At 41.8% G+C, this 24,010-nt stretch carries 23 protein-coding genes; 16 read left to right on the forward strand and 7 right to left on the reverse strand.

The window, feature by feature from the left end; all coding sequences use genetic code 11:
• The first annotated feature begins 2 nt into the window (after positions 1-2).
• The 6 genes from rsfS (at position 3) to ACXAFK_RS12960 (ending at position 4,733) form a co-directional block, all read left to right on the forward strand.
• Complete coding sequence (gene rsfS / locus ACXAFK_RS12935) at positions 3-380, forward strand: ribosome silencing factor (RefSeq protein ID WP_224837651.1); 378 nt, start codon at positions 3-5, stop codon at positions 378-380.
• A 7-nt stretch (positions 381-387) separates the two neighbouring features.
• A complete protein-coding gene (ftsH, locus tag ACXAFK_RS12940; protein WP_224837650.1) occupies positions 388-2,337 on the forward strand; it encodes an ATP-dependent zinc metalloprotease FtsH in 1,950 nt (649 codons plus the stop codon).
• 68 nt (positions 2,338-2,405) lie between these two features.
• Positions 2,406-3,014 carry an LUD domain-containing protein gene (locus ACXAFK_RS12945; RefSeq protein WP_252080297.1) on the forward strand — a complete coding sequence of 203 codons (609 nt, stop codon included), beginning with the start codon at positions 2,406-2,408 and terminating at the stop codon, positions 3,012-3,014.
• 4 nt (positions 3,015-3,018) lie between these two features.
• On the forward strand, positions 3,019-3,822 hold the full coding sequence (locus ACXAFK_RS12950; protein WP_474958022.1) for a phosphatidate cytidylyltransferase: 804 nt from the start codon (positions 3,019-3,021) through the stop codon (positions 3,820-3,822).
• Positions 3,812-4,477 (forward strand): phosphatidylserine decarboxylase family protein, encoded by a 666-nt coding sequence (locus ACXAFK_RS12955; protein ID WP_474958023.1) that lies wholly within the window; start codon positions 3,812-3,814, stop codon positions 4,475-4,477. The genes ACXAFK_RS12950 and ACXAFK_RS12955 overlap by 11 nt, the downstream gene beginning before the upstream one ends.
• Positions 4,470-4,733, forward strand: coding sequence for an acyl-CoA-binding protein (locus tag ACXAFK_RS12960; RefSeq protein ID WP_224837646.1), 264 nt, complete (start codon positions 4,470-4,472; stop codon positions 4,731-4,733). The genes ACXAFK_RS12955 and ACXAFK_RS12960 overlap by 8 nt, the downstream gene beginning before the upstream one ends.
• Here the strand turns inward: ACXAFK_RS12960 and ACXAFK_RS12965 are convergent.
• The 5 genes from ACXAFK_RS12965 to ACXAFK_RS12985 form a co-directional block, all read right to left on the reverse strand.
• Entirely contained in the window at positions 4,730-5,998 is a 1,269-nt protein-coding gene (locus ACXAFK_RS12965; RefSeq protein WP_474958024.1) for a sterol desaturase family protein, read from the reverse strand. The two genes, ACXAFK_RS12960 and ACXAFK_RS12965, sit on opposite strands and share 4 nt — an antisense overlap.
• Positions 5,999-6,050: 52 nt before the next feature.
• Positions 6,051-6,881, reverse strand: coding sequence for a sugar phosphate nucleotidyltransferase (locus tag ACXAFK_RS12970; RefSeq protein ID WP_474958025.1), 831 nt, complete (start codon positions 6,879-6,881; stop codon positions 6,051-6,053).
• A 5-nt stretch (positions 6,882-6,886) separates the two neighbouring features.
• Positions 6,887-7,945: a GHMP family kinase ATP-binding protein gene (locus ACXAFK_RS12975; protein ID WP_474958026.1), complete on the reverse strand. Its 1,059-nt coding sequence runs from the start codon at positions 7,943-7,945 to the stop codon at positions 6,887-6,889.
• 11 nt (positions 7,946-7,956) lie between these two features.
• Positions 7,957-9,345 carry a Gfo/Idh/MocA family protein gene (locus tag ACXAFK_RS12980; protein WP_474958027.1) on the reverse strand — a complete coding sequence of 463 codons (1,389 nt, stop codon included), beginning with the start codon at positions 9,343-9,345 and terminating at the stop codon, positions 7,957-7,959.
• Between the two features lie 98 nt (positions 9,346-9,443).
• A complete protein-coding gene (locus ACXAFK_RS12985; RefSeq protein WP_474958028.1) occupies positions 9,444-12,068 on the reverse strand; it encodes a valine--tRNA ligase in 2,625 nt (874 codons plus the stop codon).
• Positions 12,069-12,266: 198 nt separating this feature from the next.
• On the opposite strand from ACXAFK_RS12985, the gene ACXAFK_RS12990 reads away from it, so the two are divergent.
• A complete protein-coding gene (locus tag ACXAFK_RS12990; protein WP_293296327.1) occupies positions 12,267-12,653 on the forward strand; it encodes a DUF1573 domain-containing protein in 387 nt (128 codons plus the stop codon).
• 57 nt (positions 12,654-12,710) lie between these two features.
• Here the strand turns inward: ACXAFK_RS12990 and ACXAFK_RS12995 are convergent, their stop codons facing one another.
• The gene (locus ACXAFK_RS12995) at positions 12,711-14,000 is read right to left on the reverse strand and encodes an aspartyl protease family protein (protein WP_474958029.1); all 1,290 of its coding nucleotides are present in this window, start codon (positions 13,998-14,000) and stop codon (positions 12,711-12,713) included.
• Positions 14,001-14,201: 201 nt separating this feature from the next.
• Here ACXAFK_RS12995 and ACXAFK_RS13000 point away from each other — a divergent pair, with 201 nt between their 5' ends.
• From ACXAFK_RS13000 to ACXAFK_RS13040, 9 genes are all read left to right on the forward strand, one after another.
• A complete protein-coding gene (locus ACXAFK_RS13000) occupies positions 14,202-15,392 on the forward strand; it encodes a pyridoxal phosphate-dependent aminotransferase (protein ID WP_474958030.1) in 1,191 nt (396 codons plus the stop codon).
• Positions 15,392-16,408, forward strand: coding sequence for a UDP-N-acetylmuramate dehydrogenase (murB, locus tag ACXAFK_RS13005; RefSeq protein ID WP_474958031.1), 1,017 nt, complete (start codon positions 15,392-15,394; stop codon positions 16,406-16,408). Before ACXAFK_RS13000 ends, murB begins: the two co-directional genes overlap by 1 nt.
• A gap of 199 nt (positions 16,409-16,607) precedes the next feature.
• Positions 16,608-17,174, forward strand: coding sequence for an RNA polymerase sigma factor (locus ACXAFK_RS13010; protein WP_224837636.1), 567 nt, complete (start codon positions 16,608-16,610; stop codon positions 17,172-17,174).
• Positions 17,171-17,929: an anti-sigma factor domain-containing protein gene (locus tag ACXAFK_RS13015; RefSeq protein WP_474958032.1), complete on the forward strand. Its 759-nt coding sequence runs from the start codon at positions 17,171-17,173 to the stop codon at positions 17,927-17,929. The genes ACXAFK_RS13010 and ACXAFK_RS13015 overlap by 4 nt, the downstream gene beginning before the upstream one ends.
• Positions 17,930-18,001: 72 nt before the next feature.
• Positions 18,002-18,211 carry a membrane or secreted protein gene (locus ACXAFK_RS13020; protein ID WP_224837634.1) on the forward strand — a complete coding sequence of 70 codons (210 nt, stop codon included), beginning with the start codon at positions 18,002-18,004 and terminating at the stop codon, positions 18,209-18,211.
• A 34-nt stretch (positions 18,212-18,245) separates the two neighbouring features.
• Positions 18,246-18,806, forward strand: coding sequence for an RNA polymerase sigma factor (locus tag ACXAFK_RS13025; RefSeq protein ID WP_224837633.1), 561 nt, complete (start codon positions 18,246-18,248; stop codon positions 18,804-18,806).
• A gap of 62 nt (positions 18,807-18,868) precedes the next feature.
• Positions 18,869-19,744 carry a lipoyl synthase gene (lipA, locus tag ACXAFK_RS13030; RefSeq protein ID WP_293296334.1) on the forward strand — a complete coding sequence of 292 codons (876 nt, stop codon included), beginning with the start codon at positions 18,869-18,871 and terminating at the stop codon, positions 19,742-19,744.
• An 18-nt stretch (positions 19,745-19,762) separates the two neighbouring features.
• Entirely contained in the window at positions 19,763-20,773 is a 1,011-nt protein-coding gene (gene gap, locus ACXAFK_RS13035; RefSeq protein WP_474958033.1) for a type I glyceraldehyde-3-phosphate dehydrogenase, read from the forward strand.
• Positions 20,770-22,995, forward strand: a complete 2,226-nt coding sequence (locus ACXAFK_RS13040; protein ID WP_224837630.1) for a tetratricopeptide repeat-containing hybrid sensor histidine kinase/response regulator — start codon at positions 20,770-20,772, stop codon at positions 22,993-22,995. Before gap ends, ACXAFK_RS13040 begins: the two co-directional genes overlap by 4 nt.
• Here the strand turns inward: ACXAFK_RS13040 and lpxK are convergent.
• Positions 22,992-23,990, reverse strand: a complete 999-nt coding sequence (gene lpxK / locus ACXAFK_RS13045; RefSeq protein WP_474958034.1) for a tetraacyldisaccharide 4'-kinase — start codon at positions 23,988-23,990, stop codon at positions 22,992-22,994. The genes ACXAFK_RS13040 and lpxK overlap by 4 nt on opposite strands.
• Positions 23,991-24,010: the final 20 nt, after the last annotated feature.

A 24,010-nucleotide genomic window follows, 5' to 3' on the forward strand; every position in this document is an offset into this window, starting at 1 on the left:
GAATGCAGAAAACGAAAGCTAGCGCAGATGAGTTGATTGCCTTGATTCTGGAGGGAATAGAAGATGTTAAAGGAGTTGATATAAATCTACTGGACCTAAGGGAAATCGAAAACACGGTCTGCGACTATTTCATAATCTGTAACGGTACTTCCAACACGCATGTAAATGCGATTGTCTCATCCATACAGAAAAAGGTCAGCAAGACTTTACATGATAAACCATGGCACATTGAAGGGTCCGAAAACGCCGAATGGGTGCTAATGGACTATGTAAATGTTGTTGTGCATGTATTCCAAAAACATATTAGAGAATTCTATGATATTGAAGGACTCTGGGGAGACGCCAAAGTCACAATGGTAGAAAGCAGTTACAATTCTTAAGAAAAAAATGGCAAAAGAAAACAACCCAAATAATGCTCCAAAAAAACCACGTTTTAGTTCGTGGTGGATATATGGTGTGGTCATCGCATTGATCATTGGTTTCCAATTTTTTGGAGGCAACAGTTTTTCGAGCACGGAAAAGACCACAACCTCCGAATTACAGGAATTTTTACGGAACGGTGACATTTCAAAAATAGTCATCATCACCAACACCCGTCAAGCCAAAGTTTTTCTTACAGAGGAAGCTTTGAACAAAGATGTGCACAAGGGAGTGGCAGAAAAACCACTTTTACCATCTGCCGGATTGGTTCCCCAATATGTTTTGGATTATGGCGATCTGCAGATTTTCCAAAACGAAATAACGGAGATAAAAAAAGAAAACAACCTCGATACCATCGTCGAGTTCGATACAGAATCCAATGTTATTGGAGAAATATTCCTGACATTGCTTCCTTTCGCACTGATCATCGGCATCTGGATTTACCTAATGCGTAGAATGTCCGGTGGTGCAGGCGGTGGCGCGGGCGGTCAAATTTTCAATATTGGAAAATCAAAGGCCAAATTATTCGACGAAAAAACGGATACACGCACATCTTTTAAAGATGTAGCTGGTCTCGAAGGAGCCAAAGAGGAAGTTCAGGAAATTGTGGAATTCCTAAAAAACCCTGACAAATATACCTCCTTGGGAGGTAAAATACCTAAAGGCGCACTATTGGTAGGACCTCCCGGAACAGGTAAAACCTTATTGGCAAAAGCCGTTGCTGGTGAAGCCAAGGTCCCCTTCTTCTCTTTATCCGGTTCCGATTTTGTGGAGATGTTCGTAGGCGTGGGTGCATCCAGAGTCCGTGACCTCTTTAAACAGGCCAAGGATAAGTCACCTGCCATCATATTCATTGATGAAATCGATGCCATAGGACGCGCAAGGGGCAAAAACAATTTTACAGGTTCCAACGATGAACGCGAGAACACCTTGAACCAGTTGTTGACCGAAATGGATGGTTTTGGCACCAATACCAACGTAATTGTACTTGCCGCGACCAACCGTGCCGATGTACTGGACAAAGCATTGATGCGTGCAGGACGATTTGATCGTCAGATTTACGTAGACCTGCCAGATCTTAACGAACGAAAAGAAATCTTTGAAGTTCACCTTAGACCCATTAAAACGGCAGAAACCTTGGATTTGGACTTTTTGGCCAAACAAACACCAGGTTTCTCAGGAGCGGACATTGCAAATGTTTGTAACGAAGCTGCCCTTATTGCGGCCCGTAAAGAGAAAAAGGCGGTAACCAAGCAAGACTTCTTGGATGCAGTGGATAGAATTGTAGGCGGTCTTGAGAAGAAAAACAAAATCATTACCCCAGAGGAAAAGAAAACCATCGCGTTCCACGAAGCTGGTCACGCAACCGTAAGCTGGATGTTGGAACACGCTGCGCCCTTGGTTAAAGTAACCATAGTACCCCGAGGACAATCGTTGGGGGCCGCTTGGTACCTTCCGGAAGAACGTTTAATTGTGCGTCCAGAACAAATGTTGGACGAAATGTGTGCCACCATGGGAGGTAGAGCCGCTGAAAAGGTAATGTTCAATAAGATTTCCACCGGAGCTTTAAGCGATTTGGAAAAAGTGACCAAACAGGCCAGGGCCATGGTTACCATATATGGATTAAACGATGAATTGGGGAACATCACCTATTACGATTCATCCGGTCAGAACGAATATGGCTTCACCAAACCTTATAGCGAGGAAACAGCACAAAAAATCGATCAGGAGATTTCCAAGATCATCGAAAAGCAATATCAACGTGCCATAAAATTGCTCGAGGACAATAAGGACAAGTTGACCGAATTGGCCGAAAGACTTTTGGACAAAGAAGTTATTTTTAAGGATGATCTGGAAAAAATATTTGGCCAACGTCCATTCGAAAAGCAAGAAGAAGAACTAGAGCCAGCTAAATAAAAAATATATCAGGAATCATCCAATCAAAACACAATTATTGATTAGATAGACAAGCACAAGTGCCATAAATGGGAGTTTTTAAAAAACTATTCGGAGGAGGAAAAAAGGTTTCCAAGGAGACTACGGAAACCCGTGGTGACCATATGCCGGATTTAAAAATTCCCGTTGATGAAAAATTTACCATCTATTTTAAAAAGAACGGTGGTAAATTTATCTATTGCGAAGATTTTGCAGAGGTATCGGAAGCCTTGGAGAACATTGTTTCCGAGAACGATTGGCAAGACCATCTGTTTTTTACTATGGACCCAAGATTGGAAACTCGTTTTGCCACGGAAAAAATAGACTTTACCCACAATCGAAACGAAAGCGAGATTTTCTTTACCACTTGCGAACATCTAGTGGCTCACAATGGCTCAATTTTGGTATGTTCCAACCAGATAAAAGAAAAGAAATTGGATGAACTTCCATCCAATTTAGTGGTATTTGCCACTACCAGCCAACTAGTGGATTCCATAAGCGAAGCCTTAAAAATTATCAAGGAACGCTATCAAAAAAATATCCCGAACAACATCACCACTTTAAAGCACTTTCAGCCTACAGCGGAAAACAAAGACGATTTCCTTTCCTACGGAAGTGCCTCAAAAAATGTATATCTTTTACTCCTAGAAGATTTTTAAATACATGAGAGAGGTATTAAGACGCTCCATTACAGGGGTAATTTATGTTGTACTCCTACTGAGCGCGGTTTTTTTAAGTTCGGACGCATTCGATTTTTTGTTTATGACCTTTGGTTTGGGGTGCCTGTACGAATACAAGCGGATCGTACGCCTTAAAGGTTATTATGTATTCGTGGCTTATTTGGCACTCTGGTGGGTTTTTATTTATCTGACCCAGAACAGTGCAGCGATCAACCTGCTCATGTTTTTTACCATAACAGTGGATCTGGCCCTATTGGTATTTCTCTTTACCAAAGCTCCCAGAAACTTTACTCCTGTTCAGAAATTCTTGATCGGTCTGCTTTACATTGGTGGAGGTTGTATTTTTTTGACCATGATACCCTATAAAATTGATGAATTTGCTCAATTCTTGATCATGGGCATCTTTATTTTGATATGGGTAAACGATACTTTTGCCTACCTGGTAGGAAGAACTGTGGGAAAAACTAAACTTTTTCCTGCCGTTTCACCAAAAAAAACCATTGAAGGTTCTGTAGGAGGTCTTATTTTTGCACTGGCCGCGGCCTATTTTTTATCGTGGTACGAAACACGGCTTTCGTTAATCGAATGGATGGCAATGGCATGTTTAATTGTGGTAGCAGGAAGTCTAGGGGATTTGTTGGAATCTAAATTTAAACGCATGGCCGGAGTTAAGGATAGCGGAGCTATTTTACCAGGACATGGCGGAATTTGGGACCGATTGGACAGCTTGGTCTTTGCTGCACCTTTTGCGTATTTGATCTTAAATATATTCACCTATGTTTCATAAAGAGGGGCAAAAAATTATTATCACCACTTTTTTTCTAGTGGTAGCCGGCGTTTTGGCCGCACAATATTTTATCGATATTGAATGGATCAGATATGCCGTTCAGATTGTCGCACTGATCATATTGATCGCCATCTTACAGTTCTTTAGAAACCCAAAAAGATTGGTGACCCCTACTTTTGATGAAATATTGGCGCCTGTGGACGGTAAGGTAGTGGTAATCGAAGAAGTTGAGGAACCGGAATATTTTAAAGGAAAAAGAAAGCAGGTTTCCATTTTTATGTCGCCGGTTAATGTGCACGTCACAAGATATCCCGCAAGTGGTACCGTTACCTATTCCAAGTACCATCCCGGAAAATATTTGGTGGCATGGCATCCCAAATCCAGTACCGAGAACGAACGCACCACCATTGTGCTCCACACACCAAAGTTTGGGGAAATAGGATACAGGCAAATTGCAGGAGCATTGGCCAGAAGAATAGTGAATTATGCCGAGGAAGGCGAACAAGTTACACAGGGCGAAGATGCTGGTTTTATAAAATTTGGCTCTAGAGTAGACCTATTGTTGCCTCTAGATTGTGATATTACCGTTAAATTGAACCAAAAAGTGGTTGGCGCACGTACATGTATTGCATCCTTAAGACCAAAAAATGATTGATGAAGAGCTACAAAAGAGATTCAACGATGCTGTTGACTTTGTAAACGACTACACTGATCCTTTACCAGCGGATCTTTTGTTGAAGCTCTATGCGTACTTTAAAATTGCCAACAAGAATTTCGAAAACCCCGGTAGCAGAACGCCACTAATAAACGCGTTTAAAGCCAATGCACTGTTCCAAGCCAAGCGAATAAGTGTTAAGGAGGCCATGGAAAAATATGTGGAACTGGTCGAAAAAGAGTTAAAATCGCTCTAGGCCGCCAAATCTGGGCGCACCAACGATTTTTCAAAATAAGTAAAATAGACAGCCCCAAAAATAGTTATCAAAAAATAGAGTGCAATTAGATAACTCCCGATTGAAAAGTAACTATTCACCCCAAACCAATCATTGGTAATATAAATAAAGACCAATCCTCCAAGTCCACGAACTACTTCAATCCAAATCGCATATTTTTTTCGGTCCATTAAGGTTGTATATCCATAAATCCCAACAAAAATAAAGGCACCGAACAGCAATAATCCATCAAAACCAATTTCGGAATAACTGTAAAACATGAACAGCATTAAAAAGGTGGTCACGATCAGTTGAAACAAGGCGTATGTTTTTAAAGTTGATGTTACCTCTGGTTGATATTTACTAAAGTTGTACACATTTTGGATTATGGAAATGGGGTACTTTTCCTTTACGTCCTCTGGGCGCCACCCCGTTGGCATAAACCAAATCCGAATTTTATCCCAATAACTTTTGGTGCGCCATGCATCCTGCATCAATCGCCATAAATGTTGAAAATTTATAATAATAGGATTCCATGTGTTAGCAGGTTTTAACACCCCATATTGCGGAGGAACTTCATCCAACTCCTCTTGAAAAGTTCCGAACATTCTATCCCAAATACAAAATATCTGTCCGAGGTTTTTATCGATGTATTCTGGATTTATGGCATGGTGCACCCGGTGCTGGGAAGGCGTAACGATCACGTATTCCAAAATACCCATTTTGCCAATATGTTGTGTATGATACCAAAATTGAGCAAACAAGTGAATGGGCGCCAATATGGCAATTACGGTGTTGGGCACACCCAAAAGTGCAGCTGGAATCAATAAAAGTGCATAATACCCCAAAAGGTTCGATATAGGTTGGCGAAGGGCACATGCCAGATTAAACTCTTCACTACTGTGATGGATTACATGCTGGTTCCAAAAAAAATTTATCCTATGGCTTAATCGGTGATTCCAGTACCCTGCAAAATCCAAGGCAATAAAAGCCACGACCCAAACCAACCATGTTGCCTTGATCTCTATCAAGGCCAAATGATCCAATAAAAATGGATAACTGACAAGGATAACCACAAGTCCAAGTGAATCCTTTACCACATTGGTAAGACCGGAACTCAAACTGCTCACGGTATCCATGAGATTGTGCTTCTGATCCTTTACATAACGGCCATAAAGTATTTCGATAAGAACAAGGCCTATAAAAAAGGGTGTTGCATATAACAAGGCAGTCGCATACGATTCCATTTCAAAAATTTAAATTTTGCTCGATGCAAGAATGGGATTAACTGCCCTTAAGTTAATCTAAATTTTTAAATAATTGAATATCATTGGCATCGGTAAGATCTGGAATATGTTCGGAACGTGGAATACAAAGGACACTTTGTGTTTGCTCACTGACCAATATGGCCACAGCCCTTGGCAATTCTTTTTCGTTACGTACAGGATCAATGGGACAATTTTTTACGAACGGATATATTTCTTCCCCGGAAAAACTAAAAATGTTCATGCTCACCCTTAACTCACCGGAAGTGTCTCGATATTTGGGAACATCTTCTACTTTTGGCTTTTCAACAATTCGCCGAAGAAACCCATCGGAGGAAATATCCATTACGGCAAACTTGGCAATGCGTTCTTCGGTATAATCAAATCCAGAGCTTGCATAACTGATCAAGGCATGGGGAGCCTTTCTATCTTTCCTTAAATCTTTTAGGGCTTCCACCGAATAGAGATTATCCCCATTACAAACCGTAAAGGCGGTCTGTTTCAATTCTGGGTACTGATCCATACATTGCTGAAGGGCATCGGCCGTTCCCAAGGGCTTTTCCCTACCTTCGGGAACCGATTGTACCGCCAAAAATACTTCCAGATTTTTGGGAAGGTCTCCAAAATCTTTAAATTCCTGAAAAGCTTTGTTATCACTGCTTGTAATCAAATACAATTTCCGGTATCCTGCATTAATGGCATTTTTAACCAAATAATACAAAAATGGCCTACCTTTTTGTCCGACAGGAATTAAACTCTTATGGGGAATATTCGTCATGATTCCCTCCCCTTCTTTTGTCTGCAAACTTCTTTTCATTCGGGAGGATGCACCACCCACCATTATAACCAAACTCGTGTTCTCCATTCCTATCAACTAGTTAATTCTACGACATAAACATCTTTGGCACCATGCTCTAAAAATGCCTGTTTCACCTTACCCTCAACATCTTCTGTAACCATGGCCACCATACATCCTCCTCCACCGGAACCTATAATTTTTGTTCCCACGGCACCTGCCCTTCGGGCGGCATCCATCATTTCCACCATTTTCTTCGGCGTGTTCTTTATCTGGTCCTGAAGAATTGCTTGGTGTTGATTCATTAAATCTCCTAAAACCTGAATATTTGGATTTGGATTTGGATTTGATAGTTCTCTTTTTGCCTGTATAGTGATGTGATAGTTGTACAAAGTGGAATACCAATAATCTTGAAGCTCAACAGGAACCAACGCCTTATATTTTTCGTAGTCGTCCAAGGTCGATGTTTCCACCTCAAATTCAGGATATTCCTTTTGAACCGCTTGAACAGCCTTATCCGCGTAAACTTGAGCGTTTTTCAAAACTTCCAAGGTTTTTTTGGGCACTCCAGACTCGGCCACCAACAGTTTGCCCAAATTGGCATTTAAACGTGTGCTTTCCCCACTTTTTGTATCGATATAAATGAGCCCTTTTTGCGCAATGGTGTATTGATCCATCAAACCACCGGGTTGATCAAAAAACAGCACTTCTGCTTCGTAGGCCCACCTTCCGATTTGATAATCACTGATTTCCCCGGATTTACCTTGTGTTGCCACCAAAAATCGAACCCAGGCCACCACTATGGCCGAGGAACTGGACAATCCGGCATTTACGGGAATGTTCCCCGATATTTCGATATCGTATCCTTGTTCAAAGGAAAATCCTTGATTTTTTAAAATGGACATCACGGACCGATAGTAATCACCAGGTTGAATATCTTTCAGGTCATCATCAACCGAAATAATAACCTCTTCGTTCAGGTCCAATAATTTTAACCGATACTTTTTATCCTGGTTTGCAACAGCTTTAACATTGATATATCGATCTATTGATCCGGCAATAACGGGAAGCCCCAAATAATCTTGATGATCCCCATAAAAACAGATTCGGGCAGGTACTTTTAATTCAATCATTGAAATAGTGCTCAGCTTATAATTTCCAATGGTGCGGTATCCTTCCAATTACCTCTTGTAAAATCCGGGAATGGCTGCGGTGCTCCACCACTGGCCACAGAGCGCTCGCTCAATGGCGAAACGGCACTCCACAAACATCCTTCGTAAACGTTTTGGTCCAAGGGCAATCCTTTTTGCAGACATTCCACAATCCGGTACACCATAATACCGTCCATTCCCCCGTGCCCGCTTCCTTTGGCCGCCACGTTCAATCTTTTGTATATTGGGTGATCATATTTTTCATACAATTTTTCGAGCTGTTCACCCTGCACCCATGAATGATGATCTTTTGTAATTCCGTCCACACCACCTTCCAAAGCTACACGGGTAGGGAATCCTGCCAATGCACCTTTGGTGCCTTGCACCAGGTTCAATCGGGAATATGGCCTTGGGCTGGTTTCGTCCCACTGGACCAGAATAGTTTTCCCAAGGGTCGTTTTAATTATGGAAGTATTTAAATCACCTCCTTTAAAGTCAAGCTGGTTCCATTTATGGTCGGCGGGGTAGTTCCTTTCCGCATAGAGTTCCCTTCCTCTTGATGGTGTCGAGAAGGAGACAAGACTTCCAAAGGTATCATCTTGTCTGGCCAAGTTCATATATTGGGCCACAGGTCCTAACCCATGGGTGGGGTACAGGTTTCCATTTCGGTTGGCATAGTGATGGGTTCTCCAAGATCCCGTACCTCGCTCCTGTTCTTCCATTTGCCATCTCAGTTCGTGAATATAGGCAGCCTCGCCATGTAATATTTCTCCGATCAAGCCTTTTCGGCACATATTAAGGAACATAAGCTCGTCGCGGCTATAATTAACGTTCTCCAACATCATACAATGCTTTTGGGTCCGCTCACTGGCATCCACAATATCCCACATATCTTGGATTGTGGTTGCCATGGGCACTTCTACAAAGGCATGAGCACCATTCTCCATTGCACCAATTGCCATAGGAGCATGGTTTGCCCAGTTGGTCGCGATGAATACAACATCCGGTTTTACTTCCTTGAGCATAGTTCGCCACTCATCCTCACTTCCCCAATATTGAGCTATATTCTTGTGCCTATTTGCACCGGCCGCTTCTTTTACCCAACGGGTTTTTTCATTTACCAGATCTTCGTACAAATCACAAATGGCAACAACTTCCGTCCCTGCCAAAGCAGCAAAAAATTTAGCGTGGGTTCCTCCCCTGGCTCCGACTCCAATAAATGCAGCTCGTACGGTTTCTAATTTAGGTGCCGAAAACCCACCCATGTAGGTTGATGACAACGGTCGCTCGTAATTTGCCCTTAGATATCCCGGTGCCAAGGACACAGCGGCCGCAGTCAACGAAGTTTTTTGGATAAAACTTCTTCTATTGAGGTTTTTCATATTCATTTTCGGAGTTGGTTAGGGAGCTCCAAAGTATAAAAAAAAAGAAAAGGGAAGCAAGCTTCCCTTTTATTAATCTGTTTGATGTTTGTCCAAAACTATTGCAAACTGGCCAAACTTTTTTCCAAGGTCTCTATTTTAGCTTCGGCATCTGCGGCTTTTTTTCGCTCCATGGCAACGACTTGCTCCGGTGCATTGTTCACAAAACGTTCGTTGCCCAATTTTTTTTCTACGGATTTTAAAAATCCTTTGGTATAATTGAGCTCTTCGGTAATCTTTGCAATCTCCGCCTCAACATCTATGGCACCGCTGATCGGAATAAAATATTCGTTGCTTTTTACCCTAAACGTCAAGGCACCGTCCAAACTGGCATCCACCGACTCCATTTTGGTAAGGTTTCCAAGTTTCAGAACTATGGCATCCATTCCCCCTCCTATTCCTTCGGCATTTATCATAAATAGCTCCAATGCATCCTTTTGGGGAATGTTTTTTTCTTTTCTGATGGTCCTGACACCTGATATTACTTCGGAAGCAAATTCAAACTCGGCTATCAACACAGCATCCACTTGTTTGGCCTCTGGCCATTTTGCCACGATCAAAGCTTCTTCCGGCGAACGCTCTGCAATGTGTTGCCATACTTCCTCCGTCAAAAATGGCATGAATGGATGAAGTAATTTCAAGTTTTCCTCGAAAAGACTTAATACCTCGTCATACGTTTTTTGATCGATGGGTTTTTGATATTCCGGTTTTACAATTTCCAATAACCACGAGCAGAAATCGTCCCAAACCAATTTGTAGATGGCCATCAAGGCATCGGAAATACGATATTTGGAGAAATGGTCCTCTATCTCGACCAATGTTTGATTAAACTTGGCCTTGTACCATTGAATTCCTTTTTGCGCTGCTTCGGGCTGTGGAATATCCGCTACTTCCCATCCTTTTACCAATCGGAATGCGTTCCAAATTTTATTGGCAAAGTTTGCTCCTTGTTGGCAAAGTGCCTCATCGAACAGCAAATCGTTACCGGCCGCAGAACTCAACAAAAGTCCAACACGGACTCCATCGGCACCAAAATTCTCGATCAATTTTAGGGCGTCGGGCGAATTTCCAAGTGATTTGGACATTTTTCGTCGCTGTTTGTCCCGAACCAATCCAGTAAGGTATACATTTTCAAACGGTCGTTTTCCTCTGTATTCGTAACCAGCCATGATCATTCTAGCGACCCAAAAGAATAAAATATCGGGACCGGTCACCAAATCGCTGGTGGGGTAGTAATAATTCACCTCTTCATTGTCGGGTTCCAATATACCCCCAAAAACACTAATGGGCCACAACCAAGATGAGAACCACGTATCCAACACATCGGCATCTTGGTGCAAATCGGATTGCTGGATTCCCGGCTTTTTGGCCTTTGCCAGTTCCAATGCTTCTTCTGGGGATTCGGCCACCACAAAATCATCTTTTCCGTCACCATAATAATAGGCCGGGATTTGTTGTCCCCACCATAATTGACGCGATATGTTCCAATCACGGATATTCTCCATCCAATGGCGATAGGTGTTATCGAACTTGGATGGGTACAATTTTACATCTTTAGTCTGCAAAACGCCCTCTATAGCGGGTTTGGCCAGGTTTTCCATTTTAAGGAACCATTGGTCGGACAGCCTAGGCTCAATTACGGCCTTGGTCCTTTCCGACGTGCCTACTTTATTGATGTGCTGCTCTGTTTTTACCAAATAACCTTTGGCTTCTAGCTCTTTTGAGATTTCTTTTCGAACCACAAACCTGTCCTTGCCTTCGTAGTGCAGTCCAAAGGAATTAAGGGTAGCATCCTCATTAAAAATATCGATTACCTCTAGATCGTGCTTATCTCCAAGGTTTTTATCGTTCTCGTCGTGAGCAGGGGTAACTTTTAGGCACCCGGTACCAAACTCTAAATCTACATATTCGTCTTCAATAATGGGAATTACCCGATCGCAGATTGGCACAATCGCCTTTTTCCCTTTTAGATGACGGTATCTTTCATCGTTGGGATTAATACAGATTGCGGTATCTCCCAATATGGTCTCCGGACGCGTTGTGGCAATGGTCACTTTCTCGTCGGAACCTTCTATGGCATAGGACAAATAGTATAGGTTTCCTTGTCTTTCCTCATATATCACCTCTTCATCGGAGAGCGTGGTCTTGGCCTCAGGATCCCAATTTACCATTCTGTACCCTCTGTAAATCAAACCCTTATTGTACAAATCAACAAAAACCTTGATTACCGAGGCTGACATATCGTCATCCATGGTAAATTTTGTTCGATCCCAATCGCAGGAGCAACCCAGTTTTTTTAACTGTTGAAGAATTACACCACCATACTCGTTCGTCCAATCCCAAGCATGTTTTAGAAATTCCTCTCGTGATAATTTGGATTTATCGATACCTTCTGCCTTTAATTTGGCAACCACCTTGGCTTCGGTGGCAATGGATGCATGGTCCATACCGGGCACCCAACAGGCATTTTTACCCAAAAGTCTTGCTCGTCGGATCAATACATCCTGTATGGTATTATTGAGCATATGGCCCATGTGAAGGATTCCGGTTACGTTCGGCGGAGGAATTACTATGGTGTAAGGCTCCCTTTCGTCCGGTTTTGAACTAAAATAATCGTGCTCGGACCAGTAGGCATACCAGTGTTCTTCGACCCGTTTTGGGTCATATTTTGATGGAATCTCCATTTTTCGGTACAGTTTTTGTTTAATTGGACTGTGATTGGGTTTTTTGAAGAGGAAGCCAAATGTTAATTTTACGCTATTCTTCGGATGAGAGCCAATCCAGAAATACGAAACAAAAATAAGTAACGTTATTCTATAACAAAAGAATTTTGGATGCAGGTATCAAAACATCTACATTTGAAGTTCACCCAAAAACCAAAAATGATGAAAAAAACTGTACTCATGCTGTTTGTAGGGCTTTTATCCTTAGGGATTTACGCTCAAGAAACCGCTAAAATCGAATTTAAGAGCGAGACTATTGATTACGGGGAAATTGAAAGAGGCAGTGATGGTATCCGTGTATTTGAGTTTACCAACACTGGAAATGTTCCTTTGGTGATCAGCAATGTTAGATCTAGCTGTGGCTGTACAATTCCAAAAAAACCGGAAGAGCCTATTATGCCAGGAAAAACGGGCAAAATTGAGGTGAAATATGACACCAACAGGGTTGGTCCGATCAGAAAGGCCATAACGGTTACATCGAATGCGGACACACCTACAAAGGTTCTAAAAATAAAAGGGACGGTAAAAACCCCTGGAGCCAAATAGATAAAGAAAAGAACAATAAATAAACCCCAAAGACCTATGGTTTTTGGGGTTTTGTTTTTACTGTTCGTCAAATACTTTTTTGAGGACAAAGGAGAACAATAGATCTTGATTGTATCTTTCTATCAACAGTTTAATACGTTTGCCCTCCTTGTCGTTTATCATTTTAAGAATTTCCTGAAGCTTATATTTATGTACATTTCTGCCATTCACCGCCAAAATAACATCACCTTCCCTTAAACCAGCCTCAGCCGCAGGACTACCGGCCCGAATACCGGATACCACTATTTCCGGTACCAAACTCAGTCTTGTTTTGTTTTCCAGCAAAATTTGCACATTTCCAAAAGTACTGCCATTCTCGTTCTTGACCACCCCGTTTACCCCGGCAATACTTTCCGCAATGTAGCGCAGACCATTATGCTTAAGGTCTATACCTGCCAAGTTATATTGAAACGGCTCCTTGAAGTTTCCGTTCTTTTTGAGGGTTACCAATCCACGGCCATAATCAAAAATCATATTAAAACGCTTAAGAACCTCTCCCCCCAGGCTTCCGTTTCGGTTGCCCAAAGTATCCAAACCTTGAAAAGATTCCCTGTCCGGGAATGCCACTTTTGCTTCTTCTAGTTCAAAATCCCCTATACGAACCCCATTGATTTTACTTCTTTTGCCAAAAATATCACCACTTAACCCTCGCCCTAAATGGTCATCATAGCTTTTTTCGGGGATTTCCAGTCCTTTTTCCGGTTCAGGGAACAACCAAAGTGCATCACTACTTCCAGTATCGACCAATAGTTTTACCGGAATATTGGCTGTATCCTTCATAAGGACCATACCCTCAATATAGGCTTTTCGTTTGTCCACCACTAAAGGAATGGTCTGTGCCCTTTTGCTGTCTCTATACGTGTACGTTTCGGGATTATGCAATTTTAATCTGTTTGCTCCGTAATTTACCTCAACGATAAAATCGCGGAATAGGTCGTAACCCATAATTCCATGTACGGGAATTCCAAGGGATGTGGAAAAATTGATATTTCTATCCATGACCACATACAGGTCTTGCGAAAAGTTATTTGCTTTACCGAACTTGAAAATATTGCCTTTGGAGCTCAATGCTTTCATGGGCTCCCCATCGCCCAGTCCCCTTATGGTAACTTCGGAAACATTGTTGATCGATACGGAATCCGATTCGGAAAGGTTAAAGAGTATTGGCTTACTTACCCCGGAATCCAGAATAAATGTAAGTTCCGTTCCATTAATCTCGACCGGAACTATGATCAAATTATTGATAAGCTCAAATCTGATTTTTTCAAATCTTTCACCTTTGGGCAATCTAAATCCTTGTGCAACCATCCATAGGGGCACAAATAGTAAAAGTGTAAAAAATATAGATTTTTTCCTCAACATACTTACAATCAACTTACCATATCTATTAAATATACAAATAAGAGGGTAAAGTATTACGGATTTTAACATTTCGATAATCAAGGAATTAAATGTAAAAGTTGTTGTTTGCAATAACAGGTTTTCTCATTTTTGTCAAAAATTTAACCCATGCCAAGTATCTCCAATAAAGGAAGACAAATGCCTGCGTCACCAATTCGAAAATTGGTTCCCTTTGCGGAAGCAGCAAAAAAAAGAGGTGTACATGTTATCCACCTGAATATTGGTCAACCCGACATAAAAACTCCAAAAGTTGCGCTGGACGCGGTAAGAAACCACAACATTGAGGTTTTGGAGTACAGCATGACACAAGGTTCCGAAGCCTATCGAAAAAAGATTGCCGATTATTATGCCAAACAGGATATTAGGATAAGTGCCGACGAAATTATTGTGACGACAGGAGGCTCGGAAGCACTCTCTTTTGCCATGGGGACCATAATGGACAACGATGACGAAATTATTATTCCAGAGCCGTTCTATGCCAATTACAACGGTTTTGCAACTGCCGCGGGGGTAAAGGTAAAACCTATTGTATCTTCTATCGATGATAACTTTGCACTTCCTCCCATCTCTAAGTTTGAAGAGCTCATCACGCCAAGAACAAAAGCAATCCTTATTTGCAATCCGGGCAATCCAACAGGCTACCTATATAGCAAAGCAGAGATTGAGCAATTGGCAGAATTGGTAAAAAAGCACAATCTGTTTTTGATCGCCGATGAAGTTTACAGGGAATTTGCTTATGATGGCCGTGAACATTATTCCATTTTACAGCTGGAAGGCTTGGAAGAAAACGCCATTGTCGTGGACTCGGTATCCAAACGTTACAGTATGTGCGGCGCACGAATCGGCTGTCTGATTTCCAAAAACACGGAGGTTATACAAACAGCTATGAAGTTTGCACAGGCCCGTTTATCCCCTCCTACCTTTGCTCAAATTGCCAGCGAGGCGGCTCTGGAAACACCACAGGAATATTTTGATAATGTTATCACCGAGTATGTTGCCAGAAGGGATACCCTTATTTCAGAACTAAAAAAAATAGACGGTGTAAAAGTAGCTGTCCCCCAAGGCGCTTTTTATTGCGTGGTAGAATTGCCCATAGCAGATGCCGATGATTTTGCTCAATGGCTCCTGGAAAATTATGAACTCGACGGGAATACGGTTATGGTGGCCCCAGCAGCAGGATTTTATGCTTCGCCCGGATTGGGAAAAAATCAGATCAGAATTGCCTATGTGCTAGAAAAAGAGCAACTTGTAAAAGCAGTCCAAATCTTGCGAAGCGCCCTAAAGAAGTATAAAGATTAGTGGAAATCCAAGAAAACATATCCTTAAAAAACTATAACACCTTTGGTATAGATGTTAACGCTAGATTTTTTGTTGAGATTACCGGACTGGTTCAATTACAAAAGGTACTTGAGTTAAAGGCATACCCTAAAAAGTTTATTATAAGCGGTGGGAGCAATATGCTGCTCACCAAGGATATCGATTGTCTGGTAATCCACATTAAACTCAAGGGCATAACCGTTGTTGAGGAAGACGAAAACAGTGTAGAGGTAAAAGTTATGGCCGGCGAAAACTGGCATAGCCTTGTAATGTGGAGCTTGGAACAGGGTTATGGCGGTCTGGAAAACCTATCCTTAATACCAGGCAATGTAGGCACGGCGCCCATACAGAATATAGGTGCATATGGTGTTGAACTAAAAGATGTGTTTGTTTCCTGTGCCGCCATGAATATAGAAACCGGCGAGCTTGAAGGGTTCAACAATGAGGCCTGCGAATTTGGTTATAGGGACTCTATTTTTAAGAACCACGCCAAGGATAAATATATTATTACTTCCGTGACTCTAAGGCTCACTAAAAAAAATCATGCCCTACATACGGGGTACGGCTCCATAGAAAACGAGCTAAAAAATAGGGAAATTGTGCATCCTACCGTTAAAGATGTATCGGACGCCGTTATTGCCATCAGGGAAAGTAAGTTGCCCGACCCAAAGAAAATTGGAAATAGTGGGAGTTTTTTTAAGAACCCGGTGATATCGAAAAAAGCATTTGACAAGTTTTTAAAACTCCACCCCAATGCCCCTTATTATGAGCTGGAGGAGAATAAATATAAAATTCCTGCTGGCTGGCTGGTCGAACAATGTGGATTTAAGGGAAAACGTTTCGGCGATGCCGGGGTGCACGAAAAACAAGCCCTTGTCCTGGTAAATTATGGCAATGCCACCGGGCAAGAAATTCTAGATCTATCAAAAAAAATTCAGGAGAAAGTAAAAAACACCTATAAAATTAAGTTACAACCAGAAGTAAACATCATAAAATAACCCTCGCATTGCTAACAATAACGAGGGTTATACCAAACCAAACTAACCAAATTTATCTATGTTGTAAGGGCATAGCGCCCATAAATTCATTGTAATACACCAAAGTCGAAAAGCATTTTCTACTTTAGCTTTGTTTTATATACGAGATAAATCCTATTTTAGACTTTTGCCCCTTGAAAAAATTACCAAAACATCTTAAATGAGCACACTGATAGAGAGACATATTGTTTCATTGTTAGCGGAAAAAGACGACAAGGCCATTTCCCTATTGTATGAAAACTACGGCGATACGCTCTTTGGTGTGGCATATAAAGTGGTAAAAGATGAAGAACTTGCACAAGATGTGCTGCAAGAAAGTTTTATCAAAATCTGGAAAAAAGCAGATACCTACGACGCCTCAAAAGCCAAATTGTTCACATGGTTGTTCCGCATAGTGCGCAATACGGCCATAGACAAGCTTCGCAGCGTTGCAAATAAATCCGATAAGGAAATCCAAATAGATGTTTCCGACGTATATAATGTAGGAGTCAAAGGAATAAATCCCGAACATCTCGACATCCAAGAAAACTTGGATAAAATTGAAGACAAATACAGAATTGTTCTAGAAGCTCTATTTTTTGAAGGAATGACGCAGCAGGAGGCAAGTGAAGAACTGGACATTCCATTGGGTACGATTAAATCCAGATTAAAAATAGGACTTCGCGAACTTGGAAAAATTTACGGAACCACTATGTCCTTGCTCCTTATTCTAAACCTATTGTCATGAAGGAAAAAGTAAAACTATTTTTAGAATCCGACATTTTAGAAAAATACCTATTGGGCGACACCACCAAGGATGAGACCCAAAAGGCGGAAAGGTATATTGCCATGTACCCCGAAGTAAGGGAAACCTACGATGAGTTGCAAAAGAACTTGGAAACCTTCGCTAATTTATATGCTAAAAAGACCCCAGAATGCCTTAAGGAAATTATAATTGCCAGCGCCAAGAAAGAATCCATGGTAAGCAAAAGATTCTTCCGATACGCTATTGCTGCGAGTGTTGCCATCATGATTTTTGCCGGGTCATCCATTTTCTTCTGGAACCAGAACAAAACCCTTCAAGAAGAAAATACCATGGTGACCAACCAGATCAAGTATTTGGAAAACAACATGAAAGACCAATTGGCGGACATGCGAAACCAATTTATTGTCTTGAACAATCCGGCGACCAAAAAATATCAGGTCAAAGGACAAAAAGAAGGCAAAGAGCTTAAGGCCATTGCCTATATAAATCCGGTAAAAAAGCTGTCATACATCAATGTGAGCAATGTTCCTGAACTTCCCGAGGACAAATGTTTCCAAATGTGGGCGGAGGTGAATGGTGAGCTCGTAAACCTGGGGGTCATCAAAAATTTTGATGAAAAAGACAAACTCCTTGCCCTACCCTATGCCGATAATGCCGTAGGTTATATCACCATAGAGCCAAAAGGGGGCAATAGCGCCCCATCCGTGGACAACATTGTGGCAAACATTAAATATTAGGCCCCGGTTTAAAGAAACCTTAAACTTACCGACCTATAAAAGGTATTTTGTACCTTTGTAAAAAGTTGGAACATGAAGTTAGCATTAGTTACCATTGGATTGTTAGCCATAGGATTTGCAGGAATCGCGATCAAGATTTGGGCAAAAAAGAACGGTGAATTTGCCGGTACTTGCGCAAGTCAGAACCCTTTTTTGAACAAAGACGGACAGGCCTGCGGGTTTTGCGGAAAACTTCCTGAAGAACAAGATTGTAAAAAAGACACGGTCACCGATACCCCTTAACGCCTCGCACCAACAATAAGGCAATTCATTTTTTTTGGAAAAACCCGACGAATCCATCAAGGAAATCATACAAAAGGCAAAACAAGGCAACCAAATTGCCTTTAGTACCCTTTTGGATACTTTTTGGAACGATGTTTATGGTTTTCAGATGCTCCGCACCAAAAATGAGAACGATGCGGAGGACATTACCATACGAACATTTTCGCGGGCTTTTGACAGAATCGACACTTACGACGAGTCCTATGAGTTTAAAACTTGGCTCATTACCATTTCCAAAAATCTTCATGTAGATCTTCTGCGTAAACGAAAAAGAAGTCTAATGAACGAAATGGAATCACGGGGAGACGAAGTTAAAAAAGTGTTGGACGAAACCCCTACCGCCGAAGACCGACTGATCACAGAACAAAACCTGGCCCACCTTCTTCAGCATATCAAAAAACTTAAGCCCCATTACCAAAAAGTAATCAACTTGAGGTACTTTCAGGAGTTGAGCTATGCCGATATTGCCAAAGAATTGGACGAACCGGTAAACAATGTGAAGGTAAAGTTGCTCCGGGCAAAAAAACTTTTGGCGGAAATCATCAAAAAAAAGTGACCCCAATCAAGGACTAAAGTTTACTTGCCAGTTTCGTATCTTTGTAAATCTAAAATTGTTGTATGAGCACTAGTGTTGCAGAAAACGTTCATCCGCCCAAGGGAAAGCCAAAATGGCTAAGAGTTAAACTCCCTACTGGAAAAAAATACACCCAGCTCAGAGGCTTGGTGGACAAATACGACCTCCACACCATCTGTACCTCTGGTAGCTGCCCGAACATGGGAGAATGCTGGGGAGAGGGCACTGCCACTTTTATGATTCTAGGAAATATTTGCACGCGCTCCTGTGGTTTTTGCGGCGTTAAAACCGGAAGACCGGAATCCGTGGACTGGGCAGAGCCGGAAAAAGTCGCACGCTCCATTAAAATAATGAATATCAAACATGCGGTCCTAACATCGGTAGATAGGGACGACCTTAAGGATATGGGCTCCATAATCTGGGCAGAAACGGTAAAAGCCGTTAGACGAATGAACCCAGAAACAACCATGGAAACTTTAATTCCTGATTTTCAAGGTATTGCCACTCATTTGGACAGAATCCTTGATGTTGCCCCAGAAGTAATATCGCACAACATGGAAACCGTAAAGCGATTAACCCGCGAAGTTAGAATACAGGCCAAATACGAACGTAGCCTCGAAGTACTTGATTACTTAAAAAAGAACGGGGCCAACCGAACCAAATCAGGAATAATGTTAGGTCTTGGTGAAGAGGAACACGAAGTCATCACAACCATGGAAGACCTAAGAAAAGCCGATGTGGACGTAGTTACTATTGGCCAATATCTACAACCTTCCAAAAAACACCTTCCCGTAAAGCAGTTTATCTTACCGGAACAGTTCAAAAAATATGAGGAAATAGGGTTAAAAATGGGCTTTAGACATGTAGAGAGCGGAGCATTGGTCCGGTCATCCTACAAAGCCCATAAACACATTCAATAGCATCGCGCACTCTAAATCATGAAAAATATAACGGTTGGCATCAATGGTTTTGGCCGTATCGGCAGAACACTGTTCAGACTCTTGCTAAAACATCCGAACATCCAAGTAGTGGCGATCAACGATTTGGCCAATACCAAAACCCTCGCCCATTTGCTCAAGTACGACAGTATCCATGGCCCAATAAACGCCAACGTAGGCCAAGAGGGAAATCATATTGTGGTGAACGAAAGGAAAATACCGGTGCTAAACCACAAACACCCCAAGGAAATCGATTGGAAATCCTATGGGGTCGACGTTGTTGTCGAATCCACGGGTAAGTTCAAAGAACGTGAAGATCTAGAGTTCCATGTAAAAAATGGAGCTAAAAAAGTAATACTATCGGTCCCGCCCGTAGATGAAACCATTAAAATGGTGGTTTTGGGGGTAAACGAGGAAATCATCCAAGCGGATGACACCATTATCTCCAATGCCTCTTGCACAACCAACAATGCTGCTCCAATGATCAAGGTAATCAACGAATTGTGCGGAATTGAACAAGCCTACATAACAACGGTACACTCCTATACCTCCGATCAAAGTTTACACGATAGCCCACATCGAGACCTAAGAAGGTCCCGTGCCGCAGGCCAGTCCATAATCCCAACAACCACAGGGGCCGCCAAAGCCTTAACAAGTATTTTTCCGGAATTGTCCAATGTTATTGGAGGATGTGGAATTCGGGTTCCGGTACCCAATGGTTCTTTGACCGACATCACTTTCAATGTTAAAAACGAAACCAGCATTGAAAAAATAAACACTACCTTTAAGGAAAAGGCCGAAACCGATCTTAAGGGCATCCTCAATTATACCGAAGACCCTATCGTTTCTATCGATATAAACAATAGTTGTTATTCTTGTACGTTTGATTCTTTGATGACCTCCGTGATCGGTAAAATGGTAAAAATCATTGGATGGTACGATAACGAAACTGGGTATTGCTCCAGAATTATCGATTTAATAGCTTTGCTCATTAAGAAAAACTACGTTTGAATATTGACCTAGGTAACATTAAAGTAGCCAAACAACCGCTATTGCTCTTGTGCATTTTATTATGCACACAACTCTTTTTTGGTCAAAACGAAAGTAATTCCACATCCGACGTAAAGTCTATTTTTGATACATTCATGACCTATCGTCACCAGAATAAAATAGACAAGGCGCTGGAAACATTGGACCAAGCCGCGAATATTGCAGAAAGTAACGAGGACACAAAGCTTTTAGTGGACACCTACCACCAATATGCCCGTTTATTCTTAGAACAAGGAGATGTGGACACTGCTATATTCTATCTGGAAAGAGCAGGGGATTTTTTAAAGGACACCTCCTATTCCTACGGTCAAGCCTTCCATCTATTCTTGGATGGTGCACTTAGATTTGATGAGGGCAACAACTTCCAGGCGCTAAAACAATTGGAAGAATCCAGGAAACTGAGCAACAACAGAAACCTTACCAACAACATTCTATTGCTCGAGGCCTATATCTATTCCAACATAGAAAAGTTTGACGATGCCATAACCAACCTACACGCACTTATTGTTAATTCCGATGATAAGGAAAGAACGTTCTTGGCAACAAAAGCAAATCTGGAACTGGCCAAAATAAGTGTTATCCTCAACGACCTGGAAGAAGCTACAATCCATGCAAAAGCAGCACTGGAATTGGCCGAAAAACATGGTTACGCACAAGAAATAAAAAATGCATACGAGCAATTGTCCCTTATCTACGAATCCAACGGAAACTATAACGAGTCGTTGATGTATGCCAAAGGTCTGGCCCAAATAAAGGACTCCATATTTAATATGGAAAAAGCAAAATTGGATGCTTCCACTGCGGACAAAATCCGTTTCGATCATCAAATGAACGAACTCAATAAGCTGCAGGCCAAGAACGAAGAGTTGAGCGAATCAAAAAACCGTTCCGAAATCACGGCAATTTTAACCTCCGCATTTTTAACCATCATCTCGCTTTTGGCAGTTTCGCTTTTCCGGAACAATCAGATCAAATTAAAAACCAACGACCTTCTTTACACCAAAAACAAAGAATTGGAGCTGGCCAGGGACGCAGCGGTCTCGGCCATGGAAGCAAAAACCAACTTTTTGTCCACGGTGACCCATGAGCTAAGAACCCCTTTATATGCGGTAACCGGGCTCACCCATCTTTTACTTGAAGAAAATCCTTCGGAACATCAAAAAGAACATTTAAAATCCTTAAAATTTTCTGGGGAATACTTGCTCAATTTTATTAACGATATACTTCAGATCAATAAAATTGACGCAGACAAACTTGAGCCGCTGAGCATAGAGTTTAAACTCGACAAAGTACTGAGCGACGTTATGGAATCGCTCCAACAAAATGCCCATGAACAGCGTACCGAGCTTGTTTTGGATTATGACCCGACCATTCCCAAAAAACTATTGGGCGACCCCATAAAACTTTCCCAAATTTTTATGAACCTTGTGGGCAACGCCCTCAAATTCACCAAAAATGGCAAAGTAGAAGTAATTGCCAAACTCCTTAAAAAGGAAGAAGACCAAGCAAAGCTCTATTTTGAGGTGAGGGACAATGGAATCGGCATTTCGGAAGACCAACAACAGAATATTTTTGATAGTTTCGAGCAAGGATCTATCCAAATTAACAGGGAATACGGGGGAACCGGTCTCGGACTAACCATTGTTAAAAGCTTATTGGGCCTTTTTGGCAGTACCATACAGTTGGAAAGTGAACTGGGCCAAGGAAGTTCTTTCTTTTTTGAAATGGATGTGGATTTCGAGAGCAAGGTCGGCGAAGAGGTCGCGTTTGAGCTCAACCCAGAGGAATTTCAGTTCAAAGGTTTACACGTATTGGTGGTCGAGGACAATAAGATCAACCAGGTAATCACCAAAAAAATGCTTACCAAAAAAGAGATTACCTGCGATATTGCCAACAATGGAAACGAGGCTATAGATTTGGCCAAAAACAACACCTACGACGCTATTTTGATGGATATTCACATGCCGGGGATTAGCGGCGAGGAAGCAACACGACAAATACGCAAGTTCGACCAACGCATCCCCATAATCGCACTAACGGCAATATCTTTGGACGACAGCCTTGACAGTTTTTACGAAGCAGGCTGTAACGATGTGGTCACAAAACCGTTTAAACCTGAAGTGTTTTACCAAAAAATCGGGGAAAATATCTTTAGAAGAAAGATGGAAGAAGGTTCCGTTTAAAGCAATCCTTCGATTGATTTCTTTAAAACCTCATCATCACCAGCAAAAAAGCTATGGGCAACTTCCAAATAATAAAGGTGCTCTACCCTACCCTCTAATCGAACAAAATCCTTTTCCGTGGTCAAGATCAGTTCAAAATCTTTAAATTGATCAATGTCGTTGTCCGAAAAATGATGATGGTCCCCAAACTCAAAATGCTTGAAACCAACGCCTTGGGACTCTAGGTATTTTTCTAGCGGCCTTGGTGATGCGATACCCGTTACCAAAGCAATATTCTTTTCACCCAATTTAGCTAGCGGAAGCTTGTTTTCACCGCCATCGGTTACAAAATCTTGGTATTTTAGTGATGCAAACAGCACTTTTTGATGTTCCATGGGTCGCAACTTGGCCGTAATAATCTTTCTTTTATGCTCCTTTAGCAACTCGGGGCACTTGGTTACAATTATCAAATCCGCACGTTTTGCTTCTTTTTTGCTATCCCGAAGCCTGCCCGTGGGCAAATACCAATCGTTCACATATAAGTTTTGATAAGTAGTGAGCAAAATAGAAAATGTCGGCTTTACCTTTCGGTGCTGGAAGGCATCGTCCAGTACAATGATTTCTGGCTTTACCGAGCTTTCCAACTGCTCAATACCATTGCGCCTATCAGTATCTACCGCAACGTCAACTTCAGGAAATTTTTGATGTATTTGATACGGTTCGTCACCCAATTCCAAAACCGTTGCCCCTGTACCGGCCATATAAAACCCCTCGGACTTACGCTTATAACCACGACTTAAAACGGCAGCTTTCCGCCCCTGCAACAAACGCAGCAAATATTCTGTCATCGGAGTTTTGCCCGTGCCGCCAACGCTTAAGTTTCCAACACAAATAGTCGGAGTAGAATAGGATTTTGAAGAAAAAATGCCCATATCGAACAAGAGGTTTCGAACACAAACCACCAGACCGTAGACCAAGGAAACCGGAAACGCTAAAATGCGGAGTACTTTAAGCATTGAACGAAAATATAATATTT

The organism is Flagellimonas sp. ABD4_174, from assembly GCF_056160185.1.

What these genes read in the sequence shown, in the direction of transcription:
- rsfS (WP_224837651.1), top strand. Translation starts at nt 3, where the DNA reads ATGCAGAAAACGAAAGCTAGCGCAGATGAGTTGATTGCCTTGATTCTG.
- ftsH (WP_224837650.1), top strand. Translation starts at nt 388, where the DNA reads ATGGCAAAAGAAAACAACCCAAATAATGCTCCAAAAAAACCACGTTTT.
- ACXAFK_RS12945 (WP_252080297.1), top strand. Translation starts at nt 2,406, where the DNA reads ATGGGAGTTTTTAAAAAACTATTCGGAGGAGGAAAAAAGGTTTCCAAG.
- ACXAFK_RS12950 (WP_474958022.1), top strand. Translation starts at nt 3,019, where the DNA reads ATGAGAGAGGTATTAAGACGCTCCATTACAGGGGTAATTTATGTTGTA.
- ACXAFK_RS12955 (WP_474958023.1), top strand. Translation starts at nt 3,812, where the DNA reads ATGTTTCATAAAGAGGGGCAAAAAATTATTATCACCACTTTTTTTCTA.
- ACXAFK_RS12960 (WP_224837646.1), top strand. Translation starts at nt 4,470, where the DNA reads ATGATTGATGAAGAGCTACAAAAGAGATTCAACGATGCTGTTGACTTT.
- ACXAFK_RS12965 (WP_474958024.1), bottom strand. Translation starts at nt 5,998, where the DNA reads ATGGAATCGTATGCGACTGCCTTGTTATATGCAACACCCTTTTTTATA.
- ACXAFK_RS12970 (WP_474958025.1), bottom strand. Translation starts at nt 6,881, where the DNA reads ATGGAGAACACGAGTTTGGTTATAATGGTGGGTGGTGCATCCTCCCGA.
- ACXAFK_RS12975 (WP_474958026.1), bottom strand. Translation starts at nt 7,945, where the DNA reads ATGATTGAATTAAAAGTACCTGCCCGAATCTGTTTTTATGGGGATCAT.
- ACXAFK_RS12980 (WP_474958027.1), bottom strand. Translation starts at nt 9,345, where the DNA reads ATGAAAAACCTCAATAGAAGAAGTTTTATCCAAAAAACTTCGTTGACT.
- ACXAFK_RS12985 (WP_474958028.1), bottom strand. Translation starts at nt 12,068, where the DNA reads ATGGAGATTCCATCAAAATATGACCCAAAACGGGTCGAAGAACACTGG.
- ACXAFK_RS12990 (WP_293296327.1), top strand. Translation starts at nt 12,267, where the DNA reads ATGATGAAAAAAACTGTACTCATGCTGTTTGTAGGGCTTTTATCCTTA.
- ACXAFK_RS12995 (WP_474958029.1), bottom strand. Translation starts at nt 14,000, where the DNA reads ATGGTTGCACAAGGATTTAGATTGCCCAAAGGTGAAAGATTTGAAAAA.
- ACXAFK_RS13000 (WP_474958030.1), top strand. Translation starts at nt 14,202, where the DNA reads ATGCCAAGTATCTCCAATAAAGGAAGACAAATGCCTGCGTCACCAATT.
- ACXAFK_RS13010 (WP_224837636.1), top strand. Translation starts at nt 16,608, where the DNA reads ATGAGCACACTGATAGAGAGACATATTGTTTCATTGTTAGCGGAAAAA.
- ACXAFK_RS13015 (WP_474958032.1), top strand. Translation starts at nt 17,171, where the DNA reads ATGAAGGAAAAAGTAAAACTATTTTTAGAATCCGACATTTTAGAAAAA.
- ACXAFK_RS13020 (WP_224837634.1), top strand. Translation starts at nt 18,002, where the DNA reads ATGAAGTTAGCATTAGTTACCATTGGATTGTTAGCCATAGGATTTGCA.
- lipA (WP_293296334.1), top strand. Translation starts at nt 18,869, where the DNA reads ATGAGCACTAGTGTTGCAGAAAACGTTCATCCGCCCAAGGGAAAGCCA.
- gap (WP_474958033.1), top strand. Translation starts at nt 19,763, where the DNA reads ATGAAAAATATAACGGTTGGCATCAATGGTTTTGGCCGTATCGGCAGA.
- lpxK (WP_474958034.1), bottom strand. Translation starts at nt 23,990, where the DNA reads ATGCTTAAAGTACTCCGCATTTTAGCGTTTCCGGTTTCCTTGGTCTAC.